Here is a 14,543-nt window from a genome sequence, read left to right on the forward strand (position 1 = left end):
CTCAGTCCTCTAAAGGCATAAAGTTTCCAACAATTTTCCCTATGATACGAGGATTCTCATCATAAGGCGCAAACTTATCTGAATAGTTTCGATTGAGTGAAACTAAACGTAGCCCATTTTCTTCACGATACACTTTCTTGATATAGGTTTGACCATCCCAATCTATGGCATAGATAGCTCCATCATAATCAAATCCTGTTTGCTTAATAAGGGCTACAGAACCATTTTCATATGTTGGTTCCATCGAATTACCAAACACCCATGATGCAAAGTCATAATCAAATTGGTGATTAAAGTAAACTGTATCGTAATTACCATCATCAAAATAAGCTGTTCCTGTACCAGCTGATAATTTTTCGTAGACCTTATAAGCAAAACGCTCAGGAATGTCTACAACCTTCTCATTCTGTTTGTTCAACAATTCTGTAGCATAATGAAGTGTCGCTTTTTGATTCTTTTCCGTTAGCTTGAGAAAAGTTTCAACTATTTCATACTCTGATTCAAAATAGCAAGGGTCGACAGTTAAAATCTGGCTCAACTTACTTAGATTATTTTGATTCGGTTTTGTTTTACCTGATTCCCAATTAAAGTATGAGGCTCTACTGATTCCCAAACTGGATGCAAGTTGTGATTGCGATAACCCTTGACTTTCTCTTTTTTCTTTTAATTTAGTGGGTGAAAACATTTGTTCTCCTTAATGTAAGTTTATTAACTAACAAAAGGATACCATAGCTAATAAAAAAAATCAAGAGTTTAATAACCACCAAAATTTAATTCAATCATAAATTGCGCTAAGTTCATACTTATATTGTTAGGAAATCATTACTGAATAATGTTAAAACTTTGGAAAAAGATTAAGAACAAACAAATAGAGAATATGAAAAAAAGGATCGTTATTTTTAAATAACGATCTAATAGACTTTACTTTAAAATTCTAACTCTAACAACCATTACGATTCGTTAAATCTTTCAACCTTTCTTCTCCAGATTTAAGCATCTCTTTCTCCACTTGATTCCATTCTCCAAATAGTAAATTATGAAGAACGGTTGCTGCTGAAATTTTATCATCTTCTGAATCATATATACAACTTCTATCTCGTTGATAAATTTGAATTCTTTCAAAGATAGCTAGTTCTTCCAATTGTCGTGTATTATCAACTAGATGATTTACAATGAAATCATGATGTTCTTTTGGAGTTGCGCGTGCTTGATTTGGATTAACAGCGTACAGTTCTTCGTATCGGATAAGAGTGCTCAGATAGGACAATTTGGGCTTGGTTGCGATTATGGCTAATTGTACTTCATATCCCTTACTTTTCAAGAGTTGTGCTGTTTTCTTTGGAACGTCAATCGTTCGTAAAGTTCCCTCAATCAACAGATTGTATCCCAAATGACTCAATTCGGTTACTAAAGACTCTACCATTTTCCCCGCAAAATCTTTGGTGTATTCAACACTATCTTTGCCATATTCTTGCTGCAGTTCTAAATAGTGTGGATGCTGAGAACGAAAACTATCGCCATCTATGATAACAATATTTCCTTGAAATTCTTTCTGTTTAATACGATGAATTGTAGTCTTTCCAGCACCACTTTGCCCTCCAAGCAAAATCGCTATAGGTTGCTTACTGGACTTTTTTCCTCTTGTTAGTGAGCGAACGTTCCGAGCTAAAGCATGTTTGAATGCACTGTCAGTATAATCTTGGATTTCCATTAGGCTACCATCCGTTTTTCAGATATCTCTAACATACGTTCAATTCCATCCAAATAGCCGCTATATCTCTCTATTTCATCAAAAGTTTCTACTAGATAGATATTCGTATGAATCAAATCAGATAGATCATCACTCATTAAAATCCAAGGATTAGATTCATCATCAATGCTAATTTCCTGACTATCTTGATAACGATAGAGTCGAGATAATAGATTAGCACCTCTTTCTTTCACAATTTCAATTTTTAAAGTCAATTCATAATCTTCAACAGGATTAAGCATTTTATCTTCTCCTACAATATCGACATAAGATACATTAAACTTTTGACAAATGATGTCTATTAGTTCCGTAGAGACTGAACTCGTTCCATTTTCATACCGACTCAGACTATTACGTGAAATGCCTACTATCCGTGCAAATTCGAGTTGGGTTAAGTCATGTGTTTTACGTAAGGATTTTATGTTCTTTCCAATCATAGCAAACTCCTTTCATTTGATAATACCATTATAACATTTAGAAAAATTTAACGCACCATTTTTGGTGCATTATTTATTATTTTTCCTAAACCTCTCTAAATTCTTCTCCAATTGTTCCTTATGAAGTTGATTCTTAGCTTCCTTTAATGTGTCGTCCAAAGTTTCTTCTCTATAAGTTACTTCTGTTTTTAGTTGTTCTGATTCTTGAATTGGAGTGAAAATGATATCTAACAGTCGGTCTATTTTTTCAAGATCTTGGACAGGCATATCAGATAGTCTATGAATTAGCTTCTTAAATATATCACTATTGTCATGATTTTTCTTAAAAAATTTTGTAAACATCTATAACCTCTCAAAAAAAGCAGCCTATCAGGACTGCTTAGTGTAATTCGGAAATCGCATCATAAATGGACTGCAATTTCTTATTGTCTTTATTCTTTGTGTCAATCAACGTATGTAGCTCTTCAATTTTCTTTTGACTACTTTCAATATCGGTATTATTATCCGCAATCAGCCTTTTAAGATGTTGCTGATAACTTGTAGTGATATCTGTCTCTTTTCCTGTTCTAACCTCTGTAACTTTAGGTTTAGAACTAGGATTTGATTCCGTCACAGGTGCTTGTTTTCGCTTTTGAAAAGCTGCTTCATAGTTTACATCATTACCTCCTTGATGATTTCCAAATAGGGCCGCAATTTTATCTGCATCTTCTTGATTTTCTGATTTACTTTCTAATGGTTGATTAAAATTCCAATCTTTTGTCATTCACTCATTTCATCCTTTCTAAATTCAGAATCATCGAATTGTCTTTCTCTACCGAAGGCATGGTCAAGAGCTTCTTCAAAACTCATGTGACTGATGCTTTGACGCCTTTTGAACGTCGCAAACATCGCTGTCTCCAGTTGCTCTTTGTAAGCAGCTAGTTTTTCTGTTTCTCTTGCTACCTTGCTTTCTTGCCTAGTGACCTTTTCTTCTAAGCGCTCGATTATGGTCATATACGATCCTCCTTCATTCTAATATTAGCTAAAACATCTTGATTTTGTTATCACAGTTCTAAACATTGAGATAATTGTCTTACTGGTGGATTTCCAAATGTCTCTTTTACAGTTTCAAGCTTAAATTGAAAATCTGATTTCTTTTCTCTAAGAATATCGTTCCAGTCTATTTTTTCTTTCCCAGATTCATTATTAGGTAAATCCAGTAAAACAGGAAATCCTGATTGAGATAACTTATCAGAAAAATCTTTTCCTGCATCATCACAATCTACCGCAAGTGTCAATAAATCAGGATGATTATCGAAATAGGTGGTGGTATCACGAATTGTATTGATCAAATGCAATAACTTTGAAGGTGTTACTGTATCTAAAAATTCCAACTTCTGATTTTCTTCAGCTATTAGTCGTAAAGTTTGATAAGCAACAACAGACCTTTTTAATCCTTCCATAGATACCAAACGAACATTAGTTAGACTTTGTTGATGAAGTTCGTAATAGCTCATCAAGTCGATGAACGATTCACAAAAGACCAGTCTATTTGGTTTACCAATGTCAAAGGATATTCCAACATATCCATGGCTTCCTTTTAGAATCGTTTTTAACCTTTCTCTAGGAAGAGAGTGATTCTTATAAATTCCTTGTAAGCTTGCTGCCTGCAGTTTGTGACGATGATCAAAACTTTTAAAAACAATAACAGGTTCAACAGTTTCATTTGTTTTCCAACTGGCTTGTGCTATCAAACCTTGTTGAATCATCTTTTGTACGATTTCTTCTGAGATTCCTCTACGTTCTGTTAAATAATATCTAGCCAGACTACAGCTAGAATCTTCTATTCTCTTTAAAGGATAATAAAATGGACTATCTCTATTTTCTTGAACAGCTTCTTTTTGAAAAGGTTCTTCAGAAAGAAAAGTTAGAGCTTCTTTAAAGGAAGTTCCCTTAACAAGTCGAACAAAATCAATGACATCACCTTGAATATCTCTTGAAAACCATTTAAAAGTATTGGTATTCGAAAAAATTCGGAATGAATCGTGTTCAGGATGTTCATAGACACTGCTAGAAACTTGTTTAAAGGAGATACCCAAACGACTTGCTACATCAAGAATTGAAATTTGCTTACATTCTTCTATTTCCATGCAATATCATCATTTTGTCGTAGTATTTGGCAGTGATGGTATTGATGATGATTCTTCTAGAGTTTTGGGAGTGGCCTTATCTAAATCATCTAACCCAGATTTCCAAACCTGTACTTGGTTGACCAATAACTTACCTGGTATTTTCGAATAAGACAACTTAACCGTTCTAGTTTCTGTCTGATTGGTCTTTGATTGGTTGGCATTCTTTAAATCAGATACATAGGTTACATTATAAGAGACCATGGCAATAGCTTGATTCGTAGTCTGATTGACAAAGATATCAGCTTTTTCAAAATGATAATCCAAAATATAGTCCTTATACACTTGGTTCATGGCATCATTTTGACTTGACAATTCTTGAGAATAAGCTGATTCAGTCATATAAGGTTGAATACGTGTATTATTTTCTCCGAGTTTTTCTTTCGTATAATACTGTGTTAAAAATTCTTTTACAGTATCCGATGACAAAATGGTAGCTTTATCTTCTGCTTGTTTATCCTCTACAAGTTTAGCTGCAGCCAATTCAATCTCTTTGCGACTTTGTTTAGCAGTAGAATGTTGACCAGCAGTATATCCCATCATGAGAATAAAGCTAGTTGCGGCTACTGCTCCAACACTAATTAAGGCTTTAGTTTTGACTTTATTTAACATCTTAGACCTTCTTTCTATAAAAACTAGGTCAAGAATAACAAAAAGAACTTGTAAGTTTTATCACACCACAACGAAAGGTGATTCCTACATTTCAGGCTCAAAATCATACAGTTCAGAGAAAAATATCAAAACTAGCTGTCTTCAGTTTATAATATAAATATGAACAAATTAAAAGAAGAAAATTTGAGAAGAGCTCTTTCTCATATTGAACGACATAAACAAGCCATAAATACAAGTAATAATAGTGAGGATAATGATTTTCATAAATTATTGCTCCAATTTAGCTATGAAGTATATGAAAGAATCAAGGCAAATAAAAAACCTTATCCGAATTTAGATTCAGATAAAGTCTTTTAACTATCTAAAAAGTTCACATTTTTTTCTTATTTATGGAGTTAATGAAGCGCCAACTGAATCCTATAACCAACATCAGATTGATGAAAAGGTACACAGCCGTAAAACTAGTTAAACCATGTTGTCTGATATCATCAAAATATAAACTAGGTTCAGTAAAGAACAAATAAATTCCATAGACTTCTACGAAAATAAGAAAACTGACAAAACCAATCAGGAAAAGTCCACTGGCAATAAGAAAGAGCCTCCATAAAAGAATGAGAATTCCTCCTACTGCTAAAAAAATTACTGGGAAAAGGAGTAAATCATTCATGACTTTCTCCTTTCTAGTCAATCAATTGACGATAATAGGTGGCAAAAGAGGAATCAAACTCTTCTAATTTTTGAACTAAGTCCAAATACTCCTCTTTTTCATGTTCTTCAAAGTCCACACCTCGATGATTCTGAAGAGAGATTTCCAATTGACTAGTGAGTTCTCGTTTAGAAAAACTGTAATCCCCTGTCACTTCCTCATAATGTTCCTTTAACTCCTTGTAGGCTTGGTATTCTTCAGGTGTTTGAAATCCCTGTACCAAAGCCTCTTCTAATTGATAATAGGTATCTTCCATCATAATCGTTACCTCGCTTCTTTCTATCTTTATTTTACCGCGCTTTTCTTTTCTTGTCCGCTATTTATATATATTTTTTAATCTAATTCAAAAGAAAGTTGTTCCTGCTTTTCTTTTCCTTTTTCGTGGAATTGTCTTAAGGCCTGATCAATAATATCTAAATCCGTTTCTGTTTCAATCAATGGCGCGAGTACATCGTATTCGGCCTTTTTAGTTTGATAATCCTCTTCCTTTGGAAAATTTTTCTCAATTTCTACTTTAGCAGTAGTCCATTTATCCTTTAATTCATCCAATAAGTTCTGAGTTTTCACTTGGTCCTCCTTAAGGTGATCAATCGTATGTTGGAGTCTTTGAATCGTTCCCAAAGGAGAATACAAATCCAAACCGACAGAATACTGATTTTCTCCTACAATCTTAACAGAGAAGGTTTCAGGAAGAGGTTGATTTGTTGGAAGACTAAGCATTTTAATGTCAAATCCTCGATAGCTTGCTAAGGTTCGAAATTCTATACTGTCAGCTTGATTATGACGGATAAGACGGTGTAGGGATTCCCCTGCTTCAGCTCGTTGATCAAAAGCTTGCTTACCTACCGTCATAGAAAATGCCTGGTCTTTCGACATTTCAGACTGTTGAATGTCGCCTTCATACTTACTTAATCGTTTCTCAAGAATGGGCATATTTTCTTCACAGTAAGAGATTGTATTACGATAGTGATCCTTGCTGCGTTGAAAGGCGCGTCTCTGATTCTCTAATAGAGTTAGATCATTCTCTAGTTCCATCTTATATTTGAGATAAGGATTACCTGTTGCTAGCGCCTTAAAATCAGAAGCTGTCATAGTCTGTTCATCAATGTCTTCTGCAGCACGAATCGGCTCCTTAGATGTCATAATCTGCTTAATATAGCGGAGTTTGTTCTCCTGAGTTGCCCATAGATAATTATCAAACGAACCTTTGGTAATATAGTGGTAAATATCTACTTCCTTGTTTTCATTTCCCTGTCGGATAATACGTCCATTGCGTTGCTGAATGTCACTTGGTCTCCACGGTACATCCAGGTGATGAACTGCTTTCATCTTGCTCTGAACATTTAAACCTGTTCCTCCTTTTTCAGTTGAGGCAAGGAGAATCCGCACCTCTCCTGCATTGACCTTTCGAGACAAACTATTCTTTTTTTCATCACTATTGGCATCATGTACAAAGGCAATTTCCTTACTAGGGATTCCTCTATCAACCAATAAAGCCTTTATTTCAGAATAGACATCAAAGCCATTATCCTTTTTCTTAGGTGTTCCAATATCTGAAAAAATCATCTGAGTAGCCTTATTTTCCATTCCCTCACGATAAATTCTTTCAACATTATCCACTACCTGAAGCAGTTTATGATTGTCTGCTAGACTATAACTAGAGTCCAATAAACGCATATCAATAGCTAGTTTCCTTGCCTCACCCGTTATCTTTAACATATTATCCTGACTCGGATCGACTGTTCCACATTTGACCGCATCTGACCTCATAACTAATTCTTCTAAATAGAGTTTCTGGTTTTCAGTTAACTCACTCTCAATAGGAATAATATGGGCTTCTGGAACAGGTAAATCCAACATATCTTGTGTTTGAATGTCGGCTGTTTCTTTATAGATTTTCATCAATTCAGGTAGATTGACAAACTTTTTAAATCGTTTCTTAGGCTGATACTTATCCCCTGTAGGAGCTAATTCCATAGAGTTTTGAATTTCTCCAAAAGCACCTACCCAAGAGTCAAAATAATCAACTTGATAGCGTTTTAAGATATCTGGTTGAATATAGTTCATCATAGTGTATAACTCACTAATAGAATTGGAAACGGGTGTCCCTGTCGCAAAGACAATATTTTTAAAATCATGTTCTTCCTGAATCTGTCGAACCTTCATTTCCATATCCACATTCTTCTTAGAAGTTGTATTGGTAATTCCTGCTACATTCCCAAGTCCAGTAATTGGACGAATATTTTTAAAGTGATGTGCTTCATCTACAAAGAGAAAATCAATCCCTAGGTTCTCAAAATCAATAAAACTATCACGATTGAAGCGTTGCAGTTCTTCCAATTGTTTCTCTAGGCCACTTATTGATTGTTCTGCTTCTTTAACGGTATACTTATTTTCAGAATGTGTTTTAATCTCTCGTAGTTCATTGAGTTTATCCTCAATATAATTCATCTGTCTTTCTTTACTGACAGGGATTTTTTCAAATTGAGAATCTCCAATGACAATGGCATCGTAATCTCCTGTAATAATACGTGACACAAATTGTTTTCTTCTTGCCTTCACAAAATCTTTCTTAGTAGTCACAAAGACCTTTTTAGTAGGGAAAAATTTCATGATTTCTTGGCCAAATTGAGCAGATAAACTAGAGGGCACCACATACAAGGGCTTATGAACCATCCCCAACTCCTTTAATTTAAAGCCAGCACCAAGCATGGTCAAGGTCTTTCCTGAACCTACCTCATGAGCTAATAAGGCTCTTTTTTCTTCTACGATTCTTTGAATGGCATTCTCTTGATGAGGACGAAGACTGATGTTTTGTGCCAAGCCATCAATGACTAGATGGCTACCATCATACTCTCGACTAACCGTTCGATTATAAAGACGATTATAACTTTCTTCAATGACTTGTTGGACTTCTGGATACCGTGAGACAAAGTCTTGAAAGAGCTCTTGTAAATGCTGCTCTTTTGCTCTTAAAACAGAGGTTTTTTCCAAATCTGTAATGGTCTTTTTCTTTTCTCCTTCCGTAACAGTCATGGTAATCGTCGGTTGGTTTGAATTTAGTAAATTCTCAAAAATCTTTCTTCCTGTATCATAACGTGAGCCACTGACTCCAAGACTACTATCTTTGGCACTTGGATAGCGATAAGCAAATGATGTCCTTAAATGAACCTGCCCATCAACAGGATTCACTTCAATGACTTGTTCAACATCTGGCGAAGACAATTCAAATTCTCGATTGGTAAAACATTCAAAGGCAAATTTACCATAAACGGATTGAGGAATCCAACGTGAACCGATTTTAAACTCAATATCTGCCAGATGAATCCGTGGAGGGCGAACTGATTCTAATAAATCTAAAGCATGGGACCAGTCACATTCTTGATTGTTTTCCTCCACTAATAGTTGAACTACTTCTATCTTGTTGAGAATATCTCCTGATAAAAACTGGTTCTTAGAAAGATATTTTCTTTCTCCTCTTAAATAGCTTTCTGGATCCATTAAAATCTGGTCTCCTAACTCATCTAAAATAGCAGCTTGGCTATGTTCGGGATAAATTGATACCATATAGTCTAAATCAACCCCTCTACCATCCGATAAACTAGAGTTTAAGGCATCTAAAGCCGTTGAAACTCTTGTAATCACTCTCTCTGGCCTAACCAATGCTTTCTCAAAAGCTAAAGATTTTTTATATTTTACTTTTTGATCTTTTGAATCAATGTATTCATCTTCTAAACTTGCTAGTAAAGAATACTTATCGTCACTATCAAATAAGTTCCGATTGACTGAGGCATTCAAATATCCAAATTGACCTATAAAGCGGTCATAGTCACGATTGAGTTTACTAAGTAATACTTGAAAATCTGAACGATTATAATCTTGATGGCGTTGAATTTCAATTAAGGCTTGATAGGTCTCCCTTAAATCAACCATTCCCTTAATCTGACTAATATCCTTATCCGATAAGGGGCTTTCATAAAAGACAGTTTTTTTGAACAGTCCCTTATATTTCCCTCTTTTACTCGCTTCTTCTGACTTGTATACATCTAGTGCTTCCTCATCTGTCAAATGAAGTTGCACGAATCGATCTATTTTATGTTCAGACAAAGAACTGTCCCAGGCTTTAAAATCTCCCTTCTCGTCTACATAATAACTAATTTCGTCTACTTTTGAACTTTTCCGAATGCCATGCGTATCTCGGTAATAAATTTGATTTCCCTCATATCCAAAAGAATAGAGCGCTAAGTTCTCACGAATACGACTTGGGATAGAATTATCCACTTTTTCTTGGATAAAAACAGGTTCTTTCAAAGAATTGTCAATTGGTTTAGGTGCCTCCACATTCTCTAATGCTTCCATAATGTCAGTAGCTAATGTTTCTGATTCCCCCTTAACATTGAGGGTTCCTCCATTAAAATTACGAACCTCATATTCACCCAAAACTTGTGTATTGTATTTCCCATCAAAATAAGGATTGATCCAGACACGCTTATCCTCCTCAAAAGGAACAGAGCCACTAAAGACAAGCTCATCTTCATTAAGATTCTTTGCTTGATCCTTTTGAAAAAAGAGGAGATCTGTGGTCACTCGAGTACCTGCAATCTTTTTAAAAGCCGTATCTGGCAACCGAACTCCCCCTAAAAAATGAGTGTAGGATTTAATCTCTTGTAAGACATTATCTGTCCGCTTATCCATTGTGCCAATAGATGAGATAATCGAAACTTGTCCTCCGTCTCTTACTAAATCAAGTGAGTGTTTGACAAAGTAGTCATGAATCATATAAGGTTTATCATAGTTTTTATCGGCAATGCGAAAATTGCCAAAAGGAACATTCGTTAAGACTAAATCAAAACTATTATTTTGATAGGGAACTTCTTCAAATCCTCGCACTTCAATATGAGCATTGGGATGGAGTTGTTTTGCGATTGCGCCTGTCACACTTTCTAACTCAACCCCGTAGAGTTCTGATTTCTCTCGTATACTTCTAGGCATCACCGCAAAGAAGTTCCCAGTCCCCATAGAAGGATCTAAAATTCTTCCTCCCTCAAAACCATCATCTAGTAATTTTTGCCAAATCTGGCGAATAATCATTGGGTCTGTATAATAGGCTGTGAGAGAACTTTGTTTCATGGTCGAATATTCTGATTTACTTACTAAGCTCCTAAGAGTTAAACGTTCTGTTTCATACTTTGGATTGAGTTCATCGAAAAATTCATTGGCAAGGCCACCCCAGCCAACATACTTGGCTAGTAGTTCTTGTTCTTCTGGATTCGCTTGTCTTCCCTCTTTTTCTAATCTTTTAACAAGATCAATTGCGGCAATATTCGTTTCAATTTTTTCTCGATTTGTCTTAGGATAAAAGTCCTCTAAGTCATCTGGAAAAACAAAATCTTGAACGGGGACATCCGTCTCTTCTATGCCTACAATAAGCGTTTCTGTTTCCTTATCCTTTTCATTTTCTTCTTCCAGGTAGGAAAACAAATCTATTTCCTGACTTTCACTTGATGAATCAATCTCAATCTCTGAATCTTCTTTTTCAAGTTCTACGAGAGACAATACTTGTTCAATCTCTTCTAAACTGTTCAAGTATAAGATAGGATTTTCTTCAAATAACTGGTTAGAATCATTGAATAGCTCTAGGCGAACTAAGTCATTTAACTGTGCATTTTCAATCGAAACCAATCGAAATACTTGACCTTTATAACTTACTTGTGAACCAATCGGATATTCCCTCAAAGCTTCTTCTACAATTTTATCGACATTAGAAAAAAGGTTAGTTTCTTCTGTTTCCTGTTCAATTTCACTTGAAGGAGATAAGGATTCCTCTACTTGCTTAGACTTTTCGCTTCTAGCCTTTACATCATCAAAATGACTAATAATCTTCATCTTTTGTGTCAGTGGGAGTTGTTGGTAGTTTTCTTCACGATGAACAAGATCCGTAACTGTATCTAAAGTAGCCATCAATTCTGAACCCATATAGGCTAGAACATCTCCCTCTTTTTCTTCAAAATGAATCTCAAGAACCTCTTTTTTTAGTTCTTTAGAATCAACCATTAGAAGGAATTCCTCTATATCTCTACTAATACGGTCAGATAGATTATTCGCAACTCGATAGACATTGACTAAATTGACATCCTGATTCTGATGAAATACAAGCTCACTTAATGGTGTTAGCTTCTCTTTTTCAGATTGGATGTAAAATCGAGTGGAAAGGTTATAGGTTGCGACTTCTAGCACCAAGTTTTTCTCCCAATTACTTAATTGAGATAATTTATCTAAACCTACTTGTCCAAAATTTCTTGTGTAACTTTCTAGATCTTGGTCATTATTTTCAGAACTGGTCTCTAGAAAAGAAACAATATCTTGATGAAACGAATAGACATGAGGTATCTCTTCTATCTTGCCCTCTTCAGTCAAAAAACTCTCTACCAAGTCCTGCCATTTCTCATCAAAATGTTGAGCTTGATAACGAAGAAATAGGGTCATTTTCTCTCTATCTTTTGGAATTGTTCCACGAAACATAGCCAATAATTGCATTACTTCCATTATTGCTCCTTTCATCTATACGAAAATAGGAGAATCACATGATTCCCCTACAACTCTATCTCCATTTCAACCTCTTGAGGACTGGTTTCTAAATCACTAGACAAAAGAGAAACGGCATCTGTTCTCATGTAGTAAGTATATAAGTCTTCTAGGTCTTGTTGGTTTTCAATCCCTGTTTCAATACTAATCAGAGCCTGTATAAATTCCTTGTAGTGACTCTCCATCATACCTGAAATCTTTTGTTTCATTTCCATAAATACTGATGACGGTTCAGTTATACTTATTTGGTCTAAGTCTTGAAAATCCTTTTCTAAGGGATTAGTTCCTTCTTCTATTTCCAATAAATCTGAACGACCATCACCATCAGAATCTGCGCTAAGAGGATTGGTTCCTAGCGCCAATTCTTGAGCATCAGTTAATCCATCTTGATCCGAATCACGTTGATAAATGGCTTCCATATACTTCCTTCTTTCCTAGTTAATCTTTTTTCACTCCAATCCTACCAAATATTCCTTGAAAGAAGTATCACAACAAAAAAAAGAGAACGAGCCAAAACTGCGTTCTCCTTAAAATGTAAAACATTACTATTAAAGTAAAAAAGACGACTTACAGAACCTGTAAGCCACCTAGTCAGTCGGTTTATTCTGGTGTCTGCCACCGCTTGGCCCTTACGCCCAAGATTGCTATCGGATTTCGTTCTGGTGTCCGCCACCGCTTGGCCCTTATGTCCAAGATTACTATCAGATTAACCATGAGCCGACTACTCATTTATAGACATATTGTATCTTTAAATAGCTACAATTTCAAGTATCAACTTCTTTATTTCACCGTATAGGCAAAACTGATGGCACTATCTACTTGCGAGATTTTTCTAAAGGTATAGTTAGGGTTGCCACCATAGTTTGTCTCAGACACGAGGAAAGAACCATCATCATAGATCTTCTCTACAAAGGCCACGTGACCATAGTCTGTTGGTGTGCCATGTGTACCTCCTACAAAAGAAACAATGGCACCTGCTCTTGGTGTAGAGCCCGTTTCCCCACCAAGACTTGAAGCTGTCACAACCCAGTCCTGACCATTCCCCATGGTATTAATGATTGAAATCTTCTCTCCGTTTCTACCTTTTAGCTTTAATCCTAACTGGTTCATACGAGCCGCAACACCCCATGTACATTGTCCATAGGCATAGGCCATACCATCTCTACCACCAGAAACAGAATGATCATACAAGTCCCCACGAATACCTTCAAGGGATTGTGGGTCACTCTTAGCCTGTACCCCATTTGTTTGGCTAAAGCCTTTTTCAATTTGGTAATACCATTCCGTTGCTCTGGTTTGTCTTTCCAGTAGTTTGTCACCAGAATTTCCCTCCCAATAGGTAAGAAAGAGTTGGACGAGATTGGCAGCACTGCCTGTATTTCCAAAGAAATCCTTTAACCAACTTTGATAGTAAGGACTATCCCCATGAAGCATAAAATCAAGTTGTAGGTCTAAATCATACCACTTCTTATTTTGGCTGCGTGCATAATTCAATAAAGCTGTATGACGTGTTGAACCATCTGCAGTATCTGTCCATTGACCTAACCCCAAACCTCTATGAAGGATATTAGGATAAGCACCACTATAAATGGCTGGACCTCCAATCGCTAACCACGCTTCATCATCCCATGAGGAATCGGTAGCGCCAACAGGAGGAGATAAATAATCCCCTTCAGCACGTTTAGGATTAATAGAAGACTCTACCGACCAATTTCCTAAAATTGCCGCAATGGCTTGGGGACTTGCCCCTTGAGATTTCAAAAACTCATAAATATGTTTTGCTCGTTCAAACTCATCCCCACCAAACTGACCAATAGCTGGTAAGATAGTAGTCTGAAGTTGAATGACTTTTGGGAAATAAAACTGCGGATTGACATACACCAATTTTTCTTTCTTATTCTTATACTTTTGATAGGAAACTTTCAAACCTGTATCATCTGGTGTTTCACCTATAACATCACCCGTTAGAACTCTTGTCCCCTCAATCGCACGGCCATTATGAATGGAATATAAGGTTAAGCGACTCCCATTCTCTCCTTTTCCGTTAGTGATAATAAAAAAGGAGGACTTCTACACTTTGGCGTAAAAAGTCCTCTTTTAGAAATGTATTCTTTTTCTATTATATTATTTAATAACGCATAAAAATTTTCCTAAACAAAATATCTTACTTTCACACGATAAAAGAAATTCACATACACTTATATTTTCTATTATCATGTCATGATATTTCATATTTTTATCTCCTTACATCTTTAAATTTCCTTTATTTTGATTTTTCAAATATG

Annotated in this window: 13 protein-coding genes and 1 pseudogene; 1 reads left to right on the plus strand and 13 read right to left on the minus strand. The window is 35.7% G+C overall.

The genetic code is table 11. The annotated features are described in order from the left end of the window. Position 1 precedes the first annotated feature (1 nt). From ACT17O_RS05700 to ACT17O_RS05735, 8 genes are all read right to left on the minus strand, one after another. Positions 2-685, minus strand: coding sequence for a LexA family transcriptional regulator (locus tag ACT17O_RS05700; RefSeq protein ID WP_434398981.1), 684 nt, complete (start codon positions 683-685; stop codon positions 2-4). 255 nt (positions 686-940) lie between these two features. Further along, positions 941-1,711 (minus strand): type II toxin-antitoxin system toxin PezT, encoded by a 771-nt coding sequence (pezT, locus tag ACT17O_RS05705; RefSeq protein WP_434398979.1) that lies wholly within the window; start codon positions 1,709-1,711, stop codon positions 941-943. Then, positions 1,711-2,187, minus strand: a complete 477-nt coding sequence (pezA, locus tag ACT17O_RS05710) for a type II toxin-antitoxin system antitoxin PezA (protein WP_434398977.1) — start codon at positions 2,185-2,187, stop codon at positions 1,711-1,713. The genes pezT and pezA overlap by 1 nt, the downstream gene beginning before the upstream one ends. Before the next feature lie 69 nt (positions 2,188-2,256). Continuing rightward, positions 2,257-2,529 (minus strand): hypothetical protein, encoded by a 273-nt coding sequence (locus ACT17O_RS05715; RefSeq protein ID WP_434398975.1) that lies wholly within the window; start codon positions 2,527-2,529, stop codon positions 2,257-2,259. A gap of 37 nt (positions 2,530-2,566) precedes the next feature. After that, positions 2,567-2,950 carry a DUF5945 family protein gene (locus tag ACT17O_RS05720; RefSeq protein ID WP_444817214.1) on the minus strand — a complete coding sequence of 128 codons (384 nt, stop codon included), beginning with the start codon at positions 2,948-2,950 and terminating at the stop codon, positions 2,567-2,569. Further along, positions 2,947-3,180, minus strand: a complete 234-nt coding sequence (locus tag ACT17O_RS05725; protein WP_000152422.1) for a DUF5965 family protein — start codon at positions 3,178-3,180, stop codon at positions 2,947-2,949. Before ACT17O_RS05725 ends, ACT17O_RS05720 begins: the two co-directional genes overlap by 4 nt. A gap of 50 nt (positions 3,181-3,230) precedes the next feature. Beyond that, positions 3,231-4,316: a DNA primase gene (locus tag ACT17O_RS05730; RefSeq protein ID WP_444817215.1), complete on the minus strand. Its 1,086-nt coding sequence runs from the start codon at positions 4,314-4,316 to the stop codon at positions 3,231-3,233. Positions 4,317-4,325: 9 nt separating this feature from the next. Further along, positions 4,326-4,967 carry a hypothetical protein gene (locus ACT17O_RS05735; protein WP_037619220.1) on the minus strand — a complete coding sequence of 214 codons (642 nt, stop codon included), beginning with the start codon at positions 4,965-4,967 and terminating at the stop codon, positions 4,326-4,328. A gap of 159 nt (positions 4,968-5,126) precedes the next feature. On the opposite strand from ACT17O_RS05735, the gene ACT17O_RS05740 reads away from it, so the two are divergent. Further along, positions 5,127-5,324, plus strand: coding sequence for a hypothetical protein (locus tag ACT17O_RS05740; protein WP_004249782.1), 198 nt, complete (start codon positions 5,127-5,129; stop codon positions 5,322-5,324). A gap of 13 nt (positions 5,325-5,337) precedes the next feature. Here ACT17O_RS05740 and ACT17O_RS05745 read toward each other — a convergent pair whose 3' ends face one another. The 5 genes and pseudogenes from ACT17O_RS05745 to ACT17O_RS05765 all read right to left on the minus strand — a co-directional run. Next, on the minus strand, positions 5,338-5,634 hold the full coding sequence (locus ACT17O_RS05745) for a DUF5966 family protein (RefSeq protein ID WP_096406718.1): 297 nt from the start codon (positions 5,632-5,634) through the stop codon (positions 5,338-5,340). Between the two features lie 13 nt (positions 5,635-5,647). Beyond that, complete coding sequence (locus ACT17O_RS05750) at positions 5,648-5,932, minus strand: DUF5962 family protein (RefSeq protein ID WP_007520203.1); 285 nt, start codon at positions 5,930-5,932, stop codon at positions 5,648-5,650. A gap of 74 nt (positions 5,933-6,006) precedes the next feature. Next, positions 6,007-12,219 carry a DEAD/DEAH box helicase family protein gene (locus ACT17O_RS05755; protein WP_444817216.1) on the minus strand — a complete coding sequence of 2,071 codons (6,213 nt, stop codon included), beginning with the start codon at positions 12,217-12,219 and terminating at the stop codon, positions 6,007-6,009. Between the two features lie 47 nt (positions 12,220-12,266). Continuing rightward, positions 12,267-12,677: a cell envelope biogenesis protein OmpA gene (locus ACT17O_RS05760; protein ID WP_303407826.1), complete on the minus strand. Its 411-nt coding sequence runs from the start codon at positions 12,675-12,677 to the stop codon at positions 12,267-12,269. A 361-nt stretch (positions 12,678-13,038) separates the two neighbouring features. Continuing rightward, positions 13,039-14,313, minus strand: a pseudogene (locus ACT17O_RS05765) (phage tail tip lysozyme); the annotation flags it as partial. Positions 14,314-14,543 lie beyond the last annotated feature (230 nt).

The sequence above is a fragment of the Streptococcus sp. HJ1 genome, from assembly GCF_052399005.1.
Lineage (GTDB): Bacteria > Bacillota > Bacilli > Lactobacillales > Streptococcaceae > Streptococcus.

Excerpts from the sequence above, each read along its gene's own strand:
- ACT17O_RS05700 (WP_434398981.1), bottom strand. The coding sequence starts at position 685 with ATGTTTTCACCCACTAAATTAAAAGAAAAAAGAGAAAGTCAAGGGTTA.
- pezT (WP_434398979.1), bottom strand. The coding sequence starts at position 1,711 with ATGGAAATCCAAGATTATACTGACAGTGCATTCAAACATGCTTTAGCT.
- pezA (WP_434398977.1), bottom strand. The coding sequence starts at position 2,187 with ATGATTGGAAAGAACATAAAATCCTTACGTAAAACACATGACTTAACC.
- ACT17O_RS05715 (WP_434398975.1), bottom strand. The coding sequence starts at position 2,529 with ATGTTTACAAAATTTTTTAAGAAAAATCATGACAATAGTGATATATTT.
- ACT17O_RS05720 (WP_444817214.1), bottom strand. The coding sequence starts at position 2,950 with ATGACAAAAGATTGGAATTTTAATCAACCATTAGAAAGTAAATCAGAA.
- ACT17O_RS05725 (WP_000152422.1), bottom strand. The coding sequence starts at position 3,180 with ATGACCATAATCGAGCGCTTAGAAGAAAAGGTCACTAGGCAAGAAAGC.
- ACT17O_RS05730 (WP_444817215.1), bottom strand. The coding sequence starts at position 4,316 with ATGGAAATAGAAGAATGTAAGCAAATTTCAATTCTTGATGTAGCAAGT.
- ACT17O_RS05735 (WP_037619220.1), bottom strand. The coding sequence starts at position 4,967 with ATGTTAAATAAAGTCAAAACTAAAGCCTTAATTAGTGTTGGAGCAGTA.
- ACT17O_RS05740 (WP_004249782.1), top strand. The coding sequence starts at position 5,127 with ATGAACAAATTAAAAGAAGAAAATTTGAGAAGAGCTCTTTCTCATATT.
- ACT17O_RS05745 (WP_096406718.1), bottom strand. The coding sequence starts at position 5,634 with ATGAATGATTTACTCCTTTTCCCAGTAATTTTTTTAGCAGTAGGAGGA.
- ACT17O_RS05750 (WP_007520203.1), bottom strand. The coding sequence starts at position 5,932 with ATGATGGAAGATACCTATTATCAATTAGAAGAGGCTTTGGTACAGGGA.
- ACT17O_RS05755 (WP_444817216.1), bottom strand. The coding sequence starts at position 12,219 with ATGGAAGTAATGCAATTATTGGCTATGTTTCGTGGAACAATTCCAAAA.
- ACT17O_RS05760 (WP_303407826.1), bottom strand. The coding sequence starts at position 12,677 with ATGGAAGCCATTTATCAACGTGATTCGGATCAAGATGGATTAACTGAT.